This window comes from Prochlorococcus marinus str. NATL2A (genome assembly GCF_000012465.1).
GTDB classification, from domain to species: domain Bacteria; phylum Cyanobacteriota; class Cyanobacteriia; order PCC-6307; family Cyanobiaceae; genus Prochlorococcus_B; species Prochlorococcus_B marinus_B.
Window position 1 is genome coordinate 302,646 of the sequence record NC_007335.2, and the last position, 19,292, is coordinate 321,937.

A 19,292-nucleotide genomic window follows, 5' to 3' on the forward strand; every position below is an offset into this window, starting at 1 on the left:
TTTCGATAACCTACGCATCAAAGAAGCATATTGCATTCAAGATGACTGAACTCATCTCCTTAAATTCTGAATCCGCAACAAATAGATTGGTTTTACTTCATGGTTGGGGGGCAGATGCCCATGATTTAATGCCTATTGGAAAATTATTAACTGATGGATTAAAAGATCCTTTTGAAATAATTTCTCTCTCTGCTCCTCAGCCTCATCCAAGTGGATCAGGTAGGCAATGGTACCCTTTATACCCTCACGAGTGGGAGCAGGTCCCAAATGCAGTATTAGATCTTGAAAAACGCTTAAATAATCTTTGCACTAAACAAATTCCTTTAGAAAAGACAGTGTTATTGGGCTTTTCTCAAGGAGGTGCAATGGCTTTAGATCTTGCAACAAGAATTAAATTTCAGGGAGTTTTTGCACTTAGCTCTTATCCACATCCAGATTGGGAACCTATGAAAAATATGTCACCTATTTTTCTTTGCCATGGGGAAATGGACGATGTGGTTCCCAAAGCTGCTTCTAATAAAAGCCTTGATATGTTGTTAAAAAATGGAATTAAAGCAGAATTATATTTTTTTGATGGAGGCCATGAAATTAATAATGATCTAATTCATTATTGCCGTGGAAAAATTGAACAACAATTTTTAAGTTAAACAAAAGCGTATTCGTACTCTTCGATTTCTTCCCAGTCATCTGCTGTAAGTTCTAAACCAGCAAAGATTTTGTCTTCACCTAGAAATTCAACAATTACTCTTAAAGAAGGGAACAGAAAATGATTTTCTTCAGCATATTGAGCACTGAACAAACCTTTCTCCCCCCAAAAAAATCGATCAGTTGTGTGTTCATTACGACGTACATTTAATATCGCTGGAGCATAGAGCCCCTCTTCTGCAATAAATCTTCTGGCTGCTGTTACTGGCTTGTGCTGACCTGTACCTAGATGGAAAATAGGTACATGAGACATAACACGCTGTCCTGCAAGTCTTCTTCTGCTAATTCTTTTGCGCTTCTTAGACATGAAAAAACTACCTTTATTTGTTGGGAGAGAGTTAGAGGTTTTTCTTTTTTATTAGCTCTAGACTAAGCAAGAGTTTTTAAGAAAAATAAGTTGAAACTGAGGAGAAAAGTTTGTCTCAAATAATTAAAAAGTTGACTACAGAGGTTACCCATCAATCTCTGCAACAGCCTCAAAGTCACTTAAAGTGCTCACTTTTTGATTAAATTTGAGATAGCCTCCTAGTTAAGTAATCTAAATTCTTTATTAACATCTTAATACTTTTTTCAATTTTTTCAAGTTTTTGAATATTTCGTTTCCCCTGTCTAAAATTGCAGAATGACTTCAACGCAGTATTCAGAACGGTTTTTGAATTTTGTTCAACAACAGTTGATGAGCTTTCAAGCTGATCAGGAGCTCGAGCATGTTGTTGTTTATGTAGCTAGATCTGGAGAAAGTGGATCCCCTACTTTGGAAGTAGTAGGCCAGTGGCCGAAGTCAGAGAAATTTTTACAGCCAGTAGAAACTGATACTGCCCTTCGCACACCATCTTCTAATAGAAGATGGTACCCATTGCAGGAGGGGTCAATATTGTTAGGCGTTATACGCGCGGAGAGATTCGCTACTGAAGAAGAATGGCGTGAGTCTCTTGATCAACGCCTGCAATCAATGTCAATTTTGATGGCTAACTCTCTCGCTTCTGAACTTGATAGAAAAAGGTTATTAGATCAATTAGATGATCAAAAGGAGCAGATATCATTAATGGTTCATCAGCTCAGAAATCCACTAGCTGCTCTTGGTACCTATGCAAAACTTCTTTTGAGGAAAATAGGTCCTGAAAGTGAAAATGAAAACCTTGTAAAAGGTCTGATGAACGAACAAGCACAAGTTAATAAATATCTTTCTGCGCTCGATCAACTTAGTCAGGTAAAACTACCTCAAGCTGATGATGGATCAAACAGATTGCTCTTGCCTCCACTTTTGCCAAGTGAGACTTACATCAGTGTAAAAAGCTTAATCGAGCCATTGATTGAGAGAGCTAAGGCTAGAGCTAATTTGCAAGGCAGGAACTGGTATGGGCCTTCAAAATGGCCATTATGGATGGAAGCAAAATCAATTTCAGAAGGAGTTATTGCTGAAATAGTTGCAAATCTTTTGGAGAACGCATTTCGGTATAGCCCTCCTAAAGCCTCTATTGGTATTGAAGTAATCGAAGAGGGGATATGTATTTGGGATGAGGGCACCCCAATAAAGGAGGAAGAAAGAGAAAAGATTTTTCAGAAGGGTTTTAGGGGAGAAAGTGGTTCAAAAATGTCTGGAAGTGGGATAGGTCTTGCTCTTGCTAGAGATTTGGCTAGACAACTAGGTGGAGATTTGCAGTTATTAGTTGATCCAAGCAAATTTAAAAACTCTTTGCCTGAATCAGGGAATGCTTTCGTTTTTAATTTGGAACCAAAATGATACTTAATAGTAATAAATTAGTAGTTTCCGTTATCACTAAACCTGCTCCATAACTATCACCATTATGTCCTCCTAGCAATTTATTTATAAAGTGTGGGATTAATATTGAAGTTGTTAATCCTGAGAAAATGCAATATACCAATAATAAAGTATTAGATAAATTTAAGTTGGTTGTAGATAAAAAAAATATTATGCCAATACAAATTATTATTAATGAAGGTCTTATTTCTTGGGAGATGCCTCTCCAGTATTTTTGATGAATGGAACCAAACTCTTTATTGAGAATATATTCATAATTTTCAATAGCAAATATTTGGGAGAATCGTCCCCAGAAGGCGGCTATTGGAAAAGCAAAAGGAGCATAAAAACCAAGTTTGATAATTGCGGCTATTTGAAGGACTAAAATAATTACTAAACTTTGCACACCTATAGCTCCAACTCGGCTGTCTTTCATGGCCTCAATTTGCTTTGATGGCCCTGCACCAATCCCATCAGCCGTATCCATTAACCCGTCAATATGAAGTCCACCAGTTATGCAGATGCTAATTGCAATAGATATCAAGGCGATAGAAGTATGAGGCCAATCAAAGTAGTTAAATACAAGCCAAAAAAAAGATTGTGAAAAGCCGATTAAAAGTCCTATTAAAGGAGCAAAGCGAGCAATTCTTTTGAACCTAGGTTTAAGTAATGGCCATTGAGGCAGAATTGTGTAGAAGACCCATGCACCTGCAAGGTCACCTAGCCAGTTTTTAAAAATCAGAATTACAGCCTCAACTGTTCCTTAACTCTCAAATTAGTTATATAACTAATTTAAGTTATGGAATATTTAAGAATAATTGAAAAAGCCCTTATTCGATTTCCAAATAAAAAGTAGATGCAAAACGACATTAGCTCGTGTCTGTTCTTTTAAAACTCCAAATGGAATTGTAAATACTCCAAAATTCATGCCTGTTGGGACTTTAGGAACAGTCAAAGGAGTTACATCTCAGCAACTTGAGAAAACAGGGGCTGAAATGATTCTTGCAAATACTTTTCATCTTCATCTTCAACCAGGAGAAAAAATAGTTCAAGATGCAGGAGGACTACATAAATTTATGAGTTGGAATAAACCAATTCTTACTGACTCAGGAGGCTTTCAAGTATTTAGTTTGGCAAAATTAAATAAAATAGATGATGAAGGAGTCTCGTTTCAAAGTCCAAGAGATGGTAAACATATTTATTTGACTCCTGAAAAAGCTATTGAAATTCAAATGGCTTTAGGGTCAGATGTGGCAATGGCTTTTGATCAATGCCCCCCTTACCCAGCAAGCGAATCAGACGTTGAGGAGGCTTGCAAGAGAACCCATCATTGGTTGGAGAGATGTTTGAATGCTCATAAGAAAAATGATCAAGCAGTTTTTGGAATAGTTCAAGGTGGTTGCTTCCCTCATTTAAGGGAATTAAGTGCAAAAATTGTCTCAGGATTCGGTTTACCAGGAATTGCTATTGGAGGAGTAAGCGTAGGTGAACCCATAAATCAAATGCACAAAATCGTACGAGAAACCTGCCCTTTATTACCTCAAGATCGACCTAGATACTTAATGGGAATTGGAACCTTAAGAGAAATGGCCATTGCAGTAGCAAATGGAGTTGACATGTTCGATTGTGTAATTCCTACGCGGCTGGGAAGGCATGGAAGCGCATTAGTTAATGGAGAAACATGGAATCTAAGGAATTCACGTTTTAAAGACGATTACAGCTCATTAGACCCAACATGTACTTGTGAAGCTTGTACGGGATATTCAAGAGCATATATTCATCATTTAATTCGCAATAAAGAATTACTAGGTCTTACACTTTTGAGTATCCATAACCTTACGCATTTGATCCGTTTTACAGGTGCTATGAGGCAAGCAATTACTGAAGGTTGTTTTTCAGAGGATTTCGCTCCGTGGCAGAGTGACTCTAAAGCGCGTCATACGTGGTAGCGTGCGTGCTTGATACGTCCATTATTTCTTAGGGATGGCACTGATTAATTTCGACTTGCTTGCTGAACTTCCACTTGCATACCAAGCTTTTGCACCAACAGTGGATGTACTTCCGCTAATACCTCTTTTCTTTTTTCTGCTTGTTTTTGTTTGGCAAGCGGCAGTTGGCTTTCGTTAAAAGCGAAGTTTTTCTGCTGGATTTTTAAAAAATTAACTAATCGATTAGATATTCTTAACAAAATAAAATTTTTGTTCGAAGTAAGACATCGGGCAAATATTTTATTTTTTTGAGTTAATTAATCAGGCTTATCTAGATCCCTTTGCTTAGCAAAATGTCTTCACTTGATGTTGATACTGCCTTTTCAATTAAATCAGCCAGATGAAGTGCTCTAGAAGCTTGAAGCCCGTCTACAGCTGGCTTCTCTTCCCCTCTGACGCATTGTAGAAAATGCTCCAGTTCTGCATACAACGGCTCAATTGATGTTGTACTCACTTCTTCAATAAAACCATCGTTTCTATAAAGTAATTCTCCATGATCAGCTGAATACCATTCATGAGCCTTTCTATGAATGTGAATATTGTGATTTAGGAAATCTGTTTCAATAAGACTTTCTTTGCAATGAGCGCTCAAACTTCTGATTTTTTTGTGACTCATTTTGCTTGCAGTCAGACTTGCAACCACTCCGTTTTGAAAACCCAGTGTTGCGTTAACGTAATCCATAGGTCCATCTCCACTGCATCCTCCAACGGCAGCAAGTCTTATTACTTTTGAATTTGCAAGTTCAATAACTAAATCAATATCGTGAATCATTAAGTCTAAAACGACCGACACATCATTAGCTCTCTCTGGATGAGGACTGTGCCTTCTTGCTTCAAGAACTACAACTTCTTCATTAGCAACTACTTTTGTCAATTCTCTAAATGCTGGATTAAATCTTTCTATATGACCAACTTGTAATAATTTTTTTGCATTGTTGGAAGCATTGATCAAAGATGATGCCTCTTCTTTATTTGCTGCTATTGGTTTTTCAATTAAAACATGTTTACCAGCCTTTAGACATTCTAGACCAACTTCATGGTGAAATAACGTAGGTACAGCAATACATACAGCTTCTACTTGATGTAATAAATCCTTGTAGTTTCCAAACCAATTACAATTAAATTGCTCCATAGCCAACTTTCCTCGTTCTTCGTCTAAATCCGCAACTCCAATTAGCTCAGCATCTTTGAGAAGACTAAGTACTCTCGCATGATGCCACCCCATATTCCCAATTCCTATTACCCCAACTTTTACAGGAATAATATTTTCTTTGATCTTGGAAATTGTTTTCATGTTTACTTTCTTATTAATTAATAGTCTGTTTTATAAATTACTTAGGAAGGATTATTTTTACTTTGTTTATTCTTGGACCTTTCATGGAGATAATTTCAAATACAATTTCATTATGAATGAACGTTTCTCCTGAGCTGGGAATTTCTTGGAGTTTTTCTAAAACAAATCCAGCAAGAGTGTAATGATCATCAGCTTCTGGCAATTTTAAGTTAAGCTCTCTATTTAGTTCTATTACTTCTATCTCACCAGAAGTAAGCCATATTTTTTTTAAGTCATCAAGAGATCTTAGCTCAGATTCTTTATTATCGAATTGAATCTCGTCACCAACAATTTCACCTGTTAAGTCTGCTGATGTTATTAATCCTTCAGTTCCTCCATATTCATCAACGACCAAAAGTAGTGGATTCCCATTTTTTATTAGGGGTAGCAATTCGGCCAAAGTAGAAGTTTCTAAAACACGAACAACTGGCTTTATATAAGGCTCCAAAGAGGAGTTAGCTTGCATTTTTCCTTTAGCTATTGGATCAGCAAGTTGCCTTAAATCTAAAACTCCAAGAACATTATCAAGTGAATCATCAATTACTAAGTATCTGGCATGACGAGTTTTATGAACTTCTTCCATCATTTGAGTGAAGGAAACTTCTCTTGGAAGAGTAACCATTCCTGACCTAGGAACCATTACCTCTCTGACTTGTGTATCTCTTAAAGCAAAAACACCTTCAAGTATGTTTCTTTCATCAGGTTTTAATCCAGTTACGCCACCAGTTTCAATTAATTTTTCTAATTCCCCTGCAGAGAATGCAGCTGTAGTAAGACTTTCTGATTGAGTATTAAGTCCAAATAATCTAAGAATTAATAAAGCAAGTCCTTCAAGCAAAGAAAGGAATGGAGACATCCATTTTATCGCTGCTTCAATTAGAGGCGATAATTTCAGGGCAGAAGTCTCTGGTTGATTAAGAACAAGTGCTTTTGGGAGCAGACCAGATATCAGAGTAGCTAAAAGTACAACAGTAATAAAAAGACCTAGATCTAACAAATAGTTAATTGAAGCATTATTTCCCCACCATTGACTTGCGAAATTTTTGCAGATCCAACCAATTGAAATTAATGAAATAGTTATTCCTAACTCAGCTATTAAAAGGGTTCTTCTCAGCCTTTTCTGCAGACGAATTATGGAATTGGAACCAGGTAGTCCATCTTCTACAAGTCTTTGAACCTTAGTTGAACGAAGTCGCAATATGGCAAATTGACCTGCATTGAAAAATGCTGGTATTACAAGCAATATACAAAGAAGTAATAAACTCATTAATAATTTTTCTATGGGGGTGGCGAGGATCGAACTCGCCTAAGGCGAATTATGAGTTCGCTGCATTCACCAGATTGCTACACCCCCAAAAAAGGAGAACTAAAACTTTTTTTGATAATAGTGAATTAGTTTGCCTAAAGTAAATATATATCTAATCCCACCAAGATGTTTAATAATTAAACTTGCATATAAAGATATGAATCCATTGAATCCTTCATCAGATGGAATAAAAGAAAATCTTTTAACTTTATTAGCTCAAAAAGCTTATAGGTTTGGCGATTTTTCTTTGGCTTCCGGAAAAAAAAGTTCTCATTACGTCAATTGCAAGCCAGTCTCTCTCTCAGGTCCAGGTCTCTTGTCAATAAGTTCATTATTCCTAAAACAAATTAATGAAAGTGATAGTGGCGTAGCTGGCTTAACTTTAGGTGCTGACCCACTTGTTAGTGGCGTTGTAATTTTGGCAGCTCAATCAGGTATTGATTTAAACGGTTTAATAGTTAGGAAGGAAGCGAAAGGCCATGGGACTGGAGCGTGGTTAGAAGGACCTTTACCTCCAAAGGGTTCTGTGATTACTGTCTTAGAGGATGTTGTTACGACTGGTGGCTCTTCTTTAAAAGCAGTTGAACAACTTAGAAATCAAGGGTATTTAGTTAAACAAGTACTAGCAATAGTTGACAGAGAAGAAGGAGGCCTAGATGCAATGTCTAAAGCTGATTTAGAGTTAAATAGTCTTTTCTTTTTAAAAGAGATTGTTGAAAGAGCTAATAGTTTGCAATGACAGAATCCCAAGCATTGATTTGGGATGAAACATTCCCTTCATTACTTCTCAAAGGTCAGGGGACTACTTCTTTTTTACATGGTCAAACAACCGCAGACGTTTTTGCTCAGAAAGAACTAGATAGAATATTCATGTGTTGTTGGCTATCAACTAAAGGAGCTTTAAAAGCTGTATTGGAAATTCGACTTTCAGATGATATGGCTGAAATAGTTATAATTTGCGGTGAAATTAACTCTATAAGAGATGGATTTGAATCAGTGATATTTCCAGCCGACAAAGTTAAGTTAGAAGTTATAGATCCAATTAGAAGAAGACAAGAAATAAATAATAATAGTTCATGGAAGGATTCAGATTTTAGTTGGATTGATGATAATACTTTCAGCATAGATGGAATAACTAAATACAAAAAAGCTACTAAAGAAGAATTGGAAGGATGGAAAATAAGACAAGGAATACCTAGCTTTGATAAAGAGATGAATGGAGAAACTAATCCTTACGAGCTAGGATTAGCAGATACTATAAATCTAGACAAAGGCTGTTATCTAGGTCAAGAGGCAATGGCGAAGTTTTTTAGATCTAAATCTCTAAAATATCAACTTCGTTATTGGGAAGCTTATGGGGAAAATGATAATTTTCAAATTGGTAAAAAGTTTTTTAATACTAATAAAAATGAAGGGTATAAAAAAAATGTAGGAGTTGTGACTTCTTCAATTAGGGTTGATGATAATTTTTTTAATGGACTGGCTTTAATTAAGAAAACTTTTCTTGATCATGATTTTTGTTTTTCTGAAAATGGTGACTCCATAACTATTAAAAAACCAATCTCTTTTACTAATCCTTTTTAATTTATTGCGATATACTTACTAGTGATCTATTAACCACTTTGCGATCATTAAGGTGGCTATACAATCATCACGATTATATTCAAAAATTGAATTTAAATTTCTGGAATACATTTTATTTATTTTACGTGATTTTTTCCATTGTCTCCACCATAAGAGAGCTCTAGCTCCATCTGCATTTGATTGTTTCCATTCAAATCCTATCCATTCTGCGATTGATTTAAGACCATAATTTCTTACGGGAAGACACCAGTATTCTCTAATTAATAAATGTATATCAATAAATCTGTTTTTTAATTCTTCAATTTCATGAGGATTAGCTCCTTGTCGTATTCCTAGCTTTAGCAAAGATATTGGTTCTGTTTCCCCATAATGGATAATGGGATAGTCTTGATTAATACTTAATTTTTTAGTTATTCTTTTCCATAGGAAACTTTCAGTGTTTTTTTCAATATTAAGTAATGGTGAGTATTTAGTTTTTTCTAAACTTATTTCATTTTTTATATTTTTTGGTAATCGAATAAATCCATGTAAAAAGTCATGTCTAATATCTGGATCAGATTCAATATCATAAATATATAAACCTTTTGCTTTCTTTAGATTATTTAGTTCTATTTCTGGATTTAGTTTGATTGCCCTATTCGTTGATTGAGATTGAGATTGTAAAATAATTTGTTTGGAAATATCACTATGTTGTGTCCCAAATATTTCAAGCTTTTCCTGTAATTTATAATGCTTGATCTTTGCTAGCTCCTCTATATTATTTATGCCAATTTTGTTTAATAAAACTTCTCTTTTTGCTCCAATCCCGCTAACTTCACTTAAGCTTCCTTCTTTAATTGCTACAGCATCACATTCTTTTCTCCATGAACATATTGTGCATTTTTTTCTATTAGAAGTTATGGGTGGAGGAGTTCTTGATTCAATATCTTTTTCTAGATGTAATAATGAACCTATTAAATCTGTGTTTATATTATCGCTTAATTTTATCTTTTCGACTTTGATAACTTCATTTTCTTTGTGTAATATTAATCCTTTCTTTACTTGAAATTTTTGTAAATTATTTATTAATAAACCAGTCAATGCAAGTGTTAATTTATGCTCTCTTGTTATTTTTTTACCTTGCCTAGCTAATATAGGTTGATATGCAAAATTCCCCCAAATACTCTCTCCAGATGTCTTCCTTAGTATTGGTAAATTTGCTTTGATAAGTCTATTTTTTATTAGAGGATATTTAATTCTGACTCCATAAGCAATATTTTTCCCCTCTTCACATGCTCGAATTCCTATACCATAACTTTTTTGTGAGAGATTATGAAAGCAGTCGATTTGATGATTTAATTGAAGTGTGCTGTGGGCCGTCCACAACTTTTTTTGTTTATCACCATAAATATCAAGCCACGCTTTTCTTCTGCATCTAATCCAACTCCTTAAAAGGTGATCGTTAATTGGTTTGGATTTATTACATTTCATACTTAGAGAATAATCCGCATTTCTTTAAGAACAAAGTTTCTCCAATATAAAGATGAAAAAGAAAAAGTTGAATCTCACTAAGGAGAAAATTTCTTTCGGAACAGATGGATGGAGGGGGATCTTAGGCGTTGAGTTCACCTTGGAAAGATTACTTAAAGTTGCAGCAGCAGCAGCTCAAGAGCTTGCTTATGTCAAAGAGAAAAAAAATAATAAAATAATCATTGGTTATGACCGTCGATTCCTAGCAGAGGAGATGGCTGAGGCGGTCGCATCTGCAGTTAGAGGAGTTGATTTAGTCCCTTTGTTGGCTTCTTCCGCGCTGCCAACTCCCTCTTGTAGCTGGGGGATAGTTGAAGAAAATGCACTTGGTGCACTAGTGATTACAGCAAGTCATAACCCATGCGAATGGTTGGGTTTGAAAATTAAAGGTCCTTTTGGAGGCTCAGTTGATAGCTCTTTTACCGATTCCGTTCAAAAAAGATTAGATGCTGGGGGGATATCAATTCCAATCGAAGGCGTAACCGAGAGAGTTGATTTTCGAAAACAACATCTTTTGGGGATTAGTCAGAAATTTGACATGCATTTGATTTCTGATGGCTTGAGGAAATTAGGTGTGAAAATTTTTGTTGATCCAATGCATGGATCTGCTGCGGGCTGCATGTCTGAATTATTTGGAGTTGATAGTGAAGATCTTATTTATGAAATAAGAACTGAAATAGACCCATGCTTTGGTGGTAATCCTCCAGAACCTCTGAAGGCTTACCTATCGCAATTAATACAAGAAGTTCAGGATGAATCCCAGGCAGGGGAATTGTCTATGGGCCTAGTTTTTGATGGAGATGGAGATCGAATTGCGGCAATAGATGAAAAAGGTAGATATTGCAATACACAGTTATTAATGCCTGTCTTGATAGATCATTTGGCAAGAGTTAGAAATATGCCAGGTTGCGTTGTAAAAACTGTGAGTGGATCGGATTTGATGAGATTGGTTGCTGAGGATCTAGGGAGAGAAGTGCTCGAAAAGCCAGTTGGGTTTAAATATATTGCTGAAGAAATGCTTTCAAGAGAAGTTCTTATTGGAGGAGAGGAGTCAGGGGGAGTTGGGTTTGGACATCACTTGCCAGAACGTGATGCTTTGTTTACCGCTTTGCTTTTGATGGAGTCAATAGTTGCTGATGGTAAATGTTTAGGTGAGAAAATAGATTCTCTTCATGCTCGTTTTGGTAAGAGTCATTTCGAACGTATTGATTTAACTCTCAAAGACATGGAGATGAGAAGGTCTTTGGAAGATTTTTTGAAACAGAAAACCCCATCTTCAATTGGTCATAAATCAGTTTTAGAGGTTATTTCAACTGATGGAATAAAACTCATACTTGATAAAAGTCATTGGCTGATGTTCCGTTTCTCTGGAACAGAGCCTCTTTTAAGAATTTATTGTGAAGCGCCATCCAGTGCAGAAGTTACTTCAACTTTGTATTATGCAAAGCAACTTATAGATAATAGTTTTGGATAATGTCCCTCTTGTAATTGCTAGTGGCAATAAGGGTAAAATTGGAGAATTTAAAAAACTTTTAGACGATTTTCCCATTGATTTATTGACTCAACCTGTTGGTTTTGAGATTGAGGAAACAGGAAGTACATTTATGGAAAATGCAAGAATCAAGGCCATTGCTGTGAGTCAAGCAACAGGTAATTTGTCTCTTGCTGACGACTCTGGATTAAGTGTTGAGGCTCTTGGGGGGGCTCCAGGCATTTATTCTTCTAGGTATGCAAGTTCAGACAAGCAAAGAATTGAAAAACTATTAGCCGAGTTAAAACCTTTTTCAAATAGAAAAGCTAAATTTGAATGTGCATTATGTATTGCTAGTGGAGAAAAAGTGTTGATAGAAGTTTCAGGCTTTTGCGAAGGTCTAATAACTTTTTTCCCGAAAGGGCAAAATGGGTTTGGTTATGATCCGATTTTTGAAGTTTCTGGATTAGGTGAGACTTATGCAGAAATGGACCACGAAAAAAAGAAGCATATTGGTCACAGGGGTAATGCATTCAAATTGCTCATACCAAAATTAAAACAACTATTGGGTTCAATGAAAAAGTAGTTTTTGATTTCTTGAAAACTTTTTTTTTAATTTTCAACCCAGCTTCCGTGTAATCCATGTGGGATTGATATTGGAACTTCAAGAATAGCTTTTTCAGTCAGATCTTTAGAATCAAGAATTATTAAATCAGTTCCCGATCTAATACTATTCCAAACCAATGCAACAACCCATCCATTGTCTTCTTCAGACTTTGATTCTTGAGATGGAATAAATATAGGTTCACTTACAAAACCTCTTGGAGCCGCACTCCAACTTATCTCTTTATTATTAGATAAATCGATTTTTTTTATGGCTTGAAGTGGCCCATTCCCCTCTTTTTCTTCTGCAGTTGCCATCCAACTAAAGCGGGCCTTTAATCCTTCAAAATGAGGATTAACCATTGCAAATTCACAACATTGATTGCTTATTGTTGAGCAGGTAAATGTATTTTCTATGGGATTGATTTCACTTCTTTTCAAAATTCCTTCTGGTAAAAGATCAAAATCAATTTCTCTAAAATTATCTTCGGGTCCAATGCTCGGAAAATCATCATAAAAAATACTTTCAATATTGATTTTTTCATTATCTTCCCATGCATTTAGATGATGAAAAACAAAACCCTTTGGAGCATTAACTGATTTTGGAGGTTGACCAGCAAACTTGCCAGAGTCCCTTGGAATTAATAAAAATTTTGGAGTTCCATCACTTTTAGAGGCTAAACATTGTGCGGCTCCTTTTTGTCCAAGAAGAAAAGGGAGAGGATTAAAACTAATAGCATTTTGCAGAAATATTGCCCAGTTTGGAGTTATGGCAAAATCATGCAAGAAGGCAAATCCATTAAAAGAATCTTTTCTATCACTTAAAAGAGAACCAATATTTTCTCCCTCTGTGGAAAATTCCATCAATCTTATTGTGCTTTTAGGACCTGTAGATACCCCAAAAGTGACCATTCTTTGACTTTGATGATGGCCAGGGTCAAATCGTGGATGAGCACTAAATGCTTCACCTTTTTTTAAAACTCCTTTTAAATTTGATAAACCTTTGGTCTCAAGGGTATTTGGATTAAGTGAATATGGACTAGACGCTTCCCATAAAGCTAGTAGATCATCTCCAAGTTTTATTACGTGTGTATTGGCAATATTTTTTAGCCTTACATCAAAAGCATTAGCTAACACTCCTCCTTCTTTTTGAGTTCCAAATACACCTCTATATAGAAATTTTTGGGATTTTTCTTCTTCTGTCCATTCCTTTGTGCGAACAAAACGATTCGTCAGGTTTATTTTTCCATTGTCAAATTTGAAGGCAGCAATCATGCCATCTCCATCAAATGGATGATGGACCCATCTTCCCCCTCTTTCTAATCTACCTGGGCCGTTTCGATAAAAGGTACCAGAAATTTGTTCAGGAATAGATCCTTTTACAAGCTTGAGTTGAACGTTATCTAATTCTTTTTCAACATTGCAATATGCACTGGACCAATCTTCTTTGTTGAAGATTGTTTGCTTTGGTGATGTTTCTCTTTTTAAATAACTAACTGCCATTATTTTTCTTGAATTGAAACTTGATTTTCGCTTAAAAGTCTGACTTTTGCGAGTTCAAGCTCAAATGATTTATTTAAATATGGAGTTTTTATTGACCAGCCTGTTCAAGAACTCCTTTACTGCTTGGAATTTGACTTGATCTTCTAGGGTCAATTTCAGTAGCCATCCTAAGGGCTCTTGCAAACGATTTGAAAGTAGCCTCAATTATGTGGTGAGTATTATTTCCTGCCAGTTGTCTGATGTGGAGAGTTAAACCACCATTACTCACAACAGCACCAAAAAATTCTTTAACTAACTCCGTATCATAAGTGCCCACTTTTTGAGAAGGAATATCTAAACTAAAACTTAAATGTGGTCGACCGGAGCAATCAACCACAACCTGAATAAGAGCCTCATCAAGCGGAGCTAAAAAATGACCAAAACGTTTGATTCCAACTCGATCACCTAATGCTTTTGACAAAGCTTGTCCAATAGCAATTCCAACATCCTCATTGGTGTGATGATCGTCTATGTGAGTATCTCCATTTGCTCTTACTTCAATATCAAATAATCCATGACTAGATAATTGTTGGATCATATGGTCTAGAAAACCAATCCCCGTATTTGCACTGCATTTTCCAGAACCATCAAGATCAATTTTCACAAAAACGTCAGTTTCCTTAGTTTCCCGTCTAATCTCTCCTTCTCTAGTTTTTTCCATATTTAATTGGCAATTTTAAGTTGGCTTGAAATTACATTCCATTGATGCAATAACCTGCATCAACATAAACAGTTTGTCCTGATATACCACTTGAAAGATCGCTAAGCAAGAAAGCTGCGGTATTGCCTACCTCGATTTGAGTAACGGTTCTCCTAAGGGGAGCTTTTTCTTCGACATTATGAATCATGTCCAGAATTCCTCCAATCGCTGAGCTTGCGAGAGTTCTTATTGGTCCAGCACTGATAGCATTAACTCGAACCTGATTCTCAGGACCAAGTTCTTCCGAAAGATATCTAACCGATGCCTCCAAAGCTGCTTTAGCAACCCCCATTACGTTGTAATTGGGAATTGCTCTTTCTGCTCCTAAATAAGTCAAGGTGACTACGCCAGCACCTTTACTGAAAAGAGGTTTTGCATATTTACATAGTGGGGCTAGTGAGTAAGCGCTGATTTCTAGGGCTCTTGAGAATCCCTCTGAAGAAGTTGCACTGTAATTGCCTACTAATTCTTCTTTACCTGCAAAGGCTAGACAGTGAACTAATCCATCAAGCTGACCCCATTGATTTTTAATGGCTTCAAAAACTTCTTCAATTTGAGAAGAATTTTGAACATTAAGTGGTAAGAACAAGCTTGGATTTAAAGGAGAAGTAAGTTCTTTTACTTTCGTTTCAAATCTACCTTTTTCATCGGGCAAGTATGTAATTCCTAATTCAGCTCCAGCTGCTTTTAACTGTTGTGCAATGCCCCAGGCAATTGATCTATTGTTTGCTATTCCTGTAACAAGGATTTTTTTGCCACTAAGATCGAGAAGCATCTTTCGGACTCATTTGGTTAGTATTTCTAATTGTCCCTTATTTAGGGCTAAGACTCATAGTTAAATGAATATATAGTTAAAAGTTCTGTAATCCATTAACCCCAAAAAACTATAAGAATCATGGTTCGAACAGCCTCAACAATGCTTCCATTAGGAACTCAATTACCTAATTTTGAGTTAGGTGTGGTTTCAGGCGTGAACTCTGCTCCAGATGATCCTTTAAAAGGCCTTAGTCATATTAGAAGTGTTGACCTAACAAAAAGACCATTGTTTTTGATGGTTATATGTGCTCATTGTCCATTTGTTAAACATGTAGAAAGTGGAATCACAAACCTATTCAATTCTTTTGGTAATGATATTCAATTTTTGGCTATTTCTAGCAATAGCTTGATAACCCATCCTCAAGATGCACCAGAATTCTTAGCCTCTCAAGCTAATAAACTGGGATGGAAGTTCCCATACCTATTTGATTCTGATCAAAAATTAGCAAAAGCGCTTAGAGCCGCATGTACTCCCGATTTTTATGTTTTTTGGCCTTCTCCAGATGGAAACTTAACATTGAGATATAGGGGACAAATGGACGGAAGTCGCCCCGGCAATGAAACTCCTGTATCTGGTGATGATATTCGTCTAGTATTCAAATCCTTATTAAAGGGAGAAGTTATTTCAGCTAATCAAAAACCTTCTATTGGTTGCAACATAAAATGGCATCCAGGTATGGAGCCTGAGTGGTTTGGATGAATTAATGAGAGTCTTTTAATTGTTCATCGTTACAACTTAATTTAAATAGTTATGCAAATACCTCCTTTTAGTCTTGAAGCTCAAATTTCTGAAATTGGAGACGAGATTGAAGAAGCTTTAATTAAGGTTTTTAGAAGCGGAAAATATATTGGAGGAGAGGAAGTAGCTTCGTTCGAAAAAGCTTTTGCCTTAGCAACAGAAACTTCTTACTCAGTTAGTTGTAATAGTGGAACAGATGCATTAATTCTTGCTTTAAGAGCACTAAATATTGGACAAGGTGATGAGGTGATCACCTCATCATTTAGTTTTTTTGCTACTGCAGAAGCAATCACCAGTGTTGGAGCTAGGCCGGTTTTTGTAGATATTGATTCTAAAAACTATCTTATGGATCTGGATTTAATAGAAAAAGCAATAACTCCCAGAACAAAAGCTATTTTGCCTGTGCATTTGTTTGGTCATCCACTAGATATGGATAAAATAATGGCAATTGCTGAATCCAATAATCTTAAGGTTGTAGAAGATTGTGCTCAAGCAGCTGGGGCGTATTGGCGAGGTAAACCTGTTGGAAGTTATGGGGATATAGGTTGTTTTAGTTTTTTCCCTACTAAAAACTTAGGTGCAGCAGGAGATGGAGGAGCTATAACTACTAATGATTTTGATCTAGCAAAAACAATTAGGGAACTAGCTATTCATGGGATGCCAAAGAGATATTTTCATACAAATATTGGATATAATAGTCGACTTGATTCATTACAAGCTGCAATATTAAATGTTAAGTTAATCCGATTAAATAAATGGATTGAGCAAAGAAAAGAAATAGCTATTAATTACATGAATCAGTTATCAGCTATAGATTCAATTGAATTACCATCTAATACTTTTGTTAATAATTCTGGTCATTCTTGGAATCAATTTGTAATCAGAATAATGGACAATTCTTTTATTAAAAATATAAAATCTAACTCAGATGATGTTTTTGATAATCTAAATAGAGATCTATTTAAAACTGAACTTCATAGGCTTGGTGTAAATACAATAATTTATTACCCAATACCCATACATCTTCAACCTGCATATAAAAATTTAGAGTATAAAGAAGGATCTCTTCCTGTTACTGAAAAAGTATGTAGTCAGGTTATTAGTTTACCTATTTTCCCAGAGTTAAAATCTATTCAGCAATCATATGTCATTGATAAAATAAAAGAACTATTTAAAAAATAAGCTATTTAATATTCGAATATAATTCTTTGAAGATTGATGTTTGATTTTTGTGGCTTATTATTGGTTTTGGATAGCTATTTCTCTCCGCAGAACTTATTTCACCTGAAAGTAAATTAGGCGTTGAAATATGTGATAGCTCAGGAATCCATTTTCGGATATATTCACCATCTTCGTCAAATTTAGAAGCTTGTCTAAAAGGATTAAATATTCTCATGGGTTTTGGATCCATCCCACTGCTAGCACTCCATTGCCAACCCCCGTTGTTTGCTGCCAAGTCACCATCAACTAAGCTTTTCATGAAGAAAAGTTCTCCCAATCTCCAATCAATTAAAAGGTCTTTTACTAGAAAAGAGGCAACAATCATTCTGCAACGATTATGCATCCATCCAGAACACTTAAGTTGTCTCATTGCAGCATCAATTATTGGGATACCAGTCAATCCATCTCCCCATGCTTCAAACCAATCAGGTCTATTTTGCCATGGAAAATCTAACCATTTCTCCCTGTATGGACCTTTCTCAAGCTCTGGAAAATTAATGAGAGCATTTTGATAAAACTCTCTCCAAGCAAGTTCCTTTATCCATGTATCAATAGAATTTATTTTATATTCATCATCCGTCGCGTTTTTTGATACTTGAGCCCCATTCCATACTACTCTGCAACTTATGGTACCTAAACTTAAAGCAGCACTTAGATGAGAAGTATTCTCTAAAGATGGAATATCTCTTGCTTTATTGTATGAATTTATAACTCCTGAATGTATAAAAGAGTTTAATTGTTTTATTGATTCTGATTCTCCCGGCTTGCAAGGACATAGATTTGTTTTGTTGAATCTATTTAAAGAAAGTAATTCATAAATAGATTTGCTTTTGTTTGTAATACAGTAGTTTAAATCAGAGTTTTTAATTGATGATAATTCTCTTTCATTAAGACCTGTAAGTTGTTTAGCTGTTTCTGAGGTTTGTATTAAATTATTCTCTGATGATTTGGTTATATTGATTAAATCAATCCATTTGCGATAAAAGGGTCCATATACCTTGTATGGTTCATCATTGTTTGTTTTGATATTACTTGGGTTAACAATTAATTGATCTAAAAATGTATAAACTTTCCTTTTTTCTTTTGAAAGTTTTTCTGCAATTTGTTTGTCTCTATTGATTTCATAAGGTTCAATATTTTCGTTCCAGTAAATACATTCAGCATGAACTAACTCAGCTAATTTAGATATTAATTCAATAGGATCTCCATTTAATATTAATAAACGACTTCCTCTAATCTCCCAATTCTTTTGTAGTTCTATAAGACTTTCACCTAAAAACCAGTTTTTTGCTTCAGATGTAGTTCTATTTAGATCTAAGAGTTTGGGATCTAAAACATATACTCCGATAAGGCTTTTTGAATTTTTTGATGCTTCGAATAGGCCGATATTATCTCCAAATCTTAAATCTCTCCTATGCCAAAATATTGATTGAAATTTTGTCATCTTATATTCAAGAGTTGGCATGCTCTGAACCATGCTGTAATAGTTTTCCCATCAAGTGACTCTTCCCCACTTGCAATGATTTCATTTAATTTTCTTGGGGAAATTTTTAATACTTCAATATCTTCATCTGCATCGCCCTCAGGTTTTTTTTCAAGTTTTGTTAGATCCCTTGCAAGAAAAATATGAATTGTTTCGTCAGAATATCCTGGGCAAGGAAGCATTTCTCCCAGTTTGTCCCATCTTTTTGCAGAGTAACCACTTTCTTCTTGAACTTCTCTTTTGATTGATTCAAGGGGGCTTTCGCCTAATTCTAATGTTCCAGCAGGAAACTCAAGAATTCTTCTCGAGCAAGCAAATCTGTATTGACGAAGAATAACGACTTCTCCAGAATCTGTTATTGGTACGGCTAATGCAGCCCCAGGATGACGAATGATCCCAAATTCGCCCTCCATTGAATTAGGTAAAAGAAATTTATTAATTTCAAAACGAATTTTTTTTGCATCAAGACAAGCTTTTGTCTCAATAATTTTTGAGGGTTCAGGTCCTGGAATTGACATGCTTTTTTTTCT

At 35.5% G+C, this 19,292-nt stretch carries 20 protein-coding genes and 1 tRNA gene; 10 read left to right on the forward strand and 11 right to left on the reverse strand.

The annotated features are described in order from the left end of the window. Positions 1-41 precede the first annotated feature (41 nt). Positions 42-647 carry an alpha/beta hydrolase gene (locus PMN2A_RS01565; protein ID WP_011294266.1) on the forward strand — a complete coding sequence of 202 codons (606 nt, stop codon included), beginning with the start codon at positions 42-44 and terminating at the stop codon, positions 645-647. On the opposite strand, the gene PMN2A_RS01570 is transcribed toward PMN2A_RS01565, so the two are convergent. Beyond that, the gene (locus PMN2A_RS01570) at positions 644-1,012 is read right to left on the reverse strand and encodes a DUF3155 domain-containing protein (protein ID WP_011294267.1); all 369 of its coding nucleotides are present in this window, start codon (positions 1,010-1,012) and stop codon (positions 644-646) included. The genes PMN2A_RS01565 and PMN2A_RS01570 overlap by 4 nt on opposite strands. Before the next feature lie 315 nt (positions 1,013-1,327). Between PMN2A_RS01570 and PMN2A_RS01575 the strand changes: the two genes are divergently transcribed. Further along, positions 1,328-2,449 (forward strand): sensor histidine kinase, encoded by a 1,122-nt coding sequence (locus tag PMN2A_RS01575; protein ID WP_011294268.1) that lies wholly within the window; start codon positions 1,328-1,330, stop codon positions 2,447-2,449. On the opposite strand, the gene PMN2A_RS01580 is transcribed toward PMN2A_RS01575, so the two are convergent. Beyond that, positions 2,430-3,212 (reverse strand): adenosylcobinamide-GDP ribazoletransferase, encoded by a 783-nt coding sequence (locus PMN2A_RS01580; protein WP_071813613.1) that lies wholly within the window; start codon positions 3,210-3,212, stop codon positions 2,430-2,432. The genes PMN2A_RS01575 and PMN2A_RS01580 overlap by 20 nt on opposite strands. Positions 3,213-3,285: 73 nt before the next feature. Between PMN2A_RS01580 and tgt the strand changes: the two genes are divergently transcribed. Both tgt and PMN2A_RS10035 read left to right on the forward strand, forming a co-directional pair. Further along, entirely contained in the window at positions 3,286-4,416 is a 1,131-nt protein-coding gene (tgt, locus tag PMN2A_RS01585) for a tRNA guanosine(34) transglycosylase Tgt (RefSeq protein WP_011294270.1), read from the forward strand. Between the two features lie 34 nt (positions 4,417-4,450). Next, positions 4,451-4,594, forward strand: a complete 144-nt coding sequence (locus PMN2A_RS10035) for a photosystem II reaction center protein K (protein ID WP_011294271.1) — start codon at positions 4,451-4,453, stop codon at positions 4,592-4,594. Positions 4,595-4,726: 132 nt separating this feature from the next. Here PMN2A_RS10035 and PMN2A_RS01595 read toward each other — a convergent pair whose 3' ends face one another. From PMN2A_RS01595 to PMN2A_RS01605, 3 genes are all read right to left on the reverse strand, one after another. Then, positions 4,727-5,749 carry a Gfo/Idh/MocA family protein gene (locus tag PMN2A_RS01595; RefSeq protein ID WP_011294272.1) on the reverse strand — a complete coding sequence of 341 codons (1,023 nt, stop codon included), beginning with the start codon at positions 5,747-5,749 and terminating at the stop codon, positions 4,727-4,729. Between the two features lie 37 nt (positions 5,750-5,786). Then, the gene (locus PMN2A_RS01600; RefSeq protein WP_011294273.1) at positions 5,787-7,055 is read right to left on the reverse strand and encodes a hemolysin family protein; all 1,269 of its coding nucleotides are present in this window, start codon (positions 7,053-7,055) and stop codon (positions 5,787-5,789) included. Between the two features lie 14 nt (positions 7,056-7,069). After that, a tRNA-Ile gene (locus PMN2A_RS01605) sits at positions 7,070-7,142 on the reverse strand. A 109-nt stretch (positions 7,143-7,251) separates the two neighbouring features. On the opposite strand from PMN2A_RS01605, the gene pyrE reads away from it, so the two are divergent. Next, complete coding sequence (gene pyrE, locus PMN2A_RS01610) at positions 7,252-7,833, forward strand: orotate phosphoribosyltransferase (RefSeq protein WP_041711130.1); 582 nt, start codon at positions 7,252-7,254, stop codon at positions 7,831-7,833. Beyond that, positions 7,830-8,678: a folate-binding protein YgfZ gene (locus PMN2A_RS01615; RefSeq protein ID WP_011294275.1), complete on the forward strand. Its 849-nt coding sequence runs from the start codon at positions 7,830-7,832 to the stop codon at positions 8,676-8,678. The genes pyrE and PMN2A_RS01615 overlap by 4 nt, the downstream gene beginning before the upstream one ends. Positions 8,679-8,696: 18 nt before the next feature. Here the strand turns inward: PMN2A_RS01615 and PMN2A_RS01620 are convergent, their stop codons facing one another. Then, on the reverse strand, positions 8,697-10,148 hold the full coding sequence (locus PMN2A_RS01620) for a TM0106 family RecB-like putative nuclease (protein WP_011294276.1): 1,452 nt from the start codon (positions 10,146-10,148) through the stop codon (positions 8,697-8,699). A gap of 52 nt (positions 10,149-10,200) precedes the next feature. Between PMN2A_RS01620 and PMN2A_RS01625 the strand changes: the two genes are divergently transcribed. Next, positions 10,201-11,661 carry a phosphomannomutase gene (locus PMN2A_RS01625; RefSeq protein WP_011294277.1) on the forward strand — a complete coding sequence of 487 codons (1,461 nt, stop codon included), beginning with the start codon at positions 10,201-10,203 and terminating at the stop codon, positions 11,659-11,661. Continuing rightward, complete coding sequence (gene rdgB, locus PMN2A_RS01630; protein ID WP_011294278.1) at positions 11,654-12,244, forward strand: RdgB/HAM1 family non-canonical purine NTP pyrophosphatase; 591 nt, start codon at positions 11,654-11,656, stop codon at positions 12,242-12,244. Before PMN2A_RS01625 ends, rdgB begins: the two co-directional genes overlap by 8 nt. A 26-nt stretch (positions 12,245-12,270) precedes the next feature. Here the strand turns inward: rdgB and PMN2A_RS01635 are convergent, their stop codons facing one another. The 3 genes from PMN2A_RS01635 to fabI form a co-directional block, all read right to left on the reverse strand. Then, positions 12,271-13,764 carry a carotenoid oxygenase family protein gene (locus PMN2A_RS01635; protein ID WP_011294279.1) on the reverse strand — a complete coding sequence of 498 codons (1,494 nt, stop codon included), beginning with the start codon at positions 13,762-13,764 and terminating at the stop codon, positions 12,271-12,273. An 88-nt stretch (positions 13,765-13,852) separates the two neighbouring features. Then, positions 13,853-14,464 (reverse strand): imidazoleglycerol-phosphate dehydratase HisB, encoded by a 612-nt coding sequence (hisB, locus tag PMN2A_RS01640; protein ID WP_011294280.1) that lies wholly within the window; start codon positions 14,462-14,464, stop codon positions 13,853-13,855. 31 nt (positions 14,465-14,495) lie between these two features. Continuing rightward, on the reverse strand, positions 14,496-15,278 hold the full coding sequence (fabI, locus tag PMN2A_RS01645) for an enoyl-ACP reductase FabI (protein WP_011294281.1): 783 nt from the start codon (positions 15,276-15,278) through the stop codon (positions 14,496-14,498). A gap of 120 nt (positions 15,279-15,398) precedes the next feature. Here fabI and PMN2A_RS01650 point away from each other — a divergent pair, with 120 nt between their 5' ends. Together PMN2A_RS01650 and PMN2A_RS01655 are read left to right on the forward strand one after the other, a co-directional pair. Beyond that, a complete protein-coding gene (locus PMN2A_RS01650) occupies positions 15,399-16,019 on the forward strand; it encodes a thioredoxin family protein (protein ID WP_011294282.1) in 621 nt (206 codons plus the stop codon). Between the two features lie 51 nt (positions 16,020-16,070). After that, positions 16,071-17,240 (forward strand): DegT/DnrJ/EryC1/StrS family aminotransferase, encoded by a 1,170-nt coding sequence (locus PMN2A_RS01655; RefSeq protein ID WP_011294283.1) that lies wholly within the window; start codon positions 16,071-16,073, stop codon positions 17,238-17,240. 1 nt (position 17,241) lies between these two features. Here the strand turns inward: PMN2A_RS01655 and PMN2A_RS01660 are convergent, their stop codons facing one another. Then, positions 17,242-18,723, reverse strand: a complete 1,482-nt coding sequence (locus tag PMN2A_RS01660; protein WP_011294284.1) for a cryptochrome/photolyase family protein — start codon at positions 18,721-18,723, stop codon at positions 17,242-17,244. Next, positions 18,720-19,280 (reverse strand): NUDIX hydrolase, encoded by a 561-nt coding sequence (locus tag PMN2A_RS01665; RefSeq protein ID WP_011294285.1) that lies wholly within the window; start codon positions 19,278-19,280, stop codon positions 18,720-18,722. Before PMN2A_RS01665 ends, PMN2A_RS01660 begins: the two co-directional genes overlap by 4 nt. Positions 19,281-19,292 lie beyond the last annotated feature (12 nt).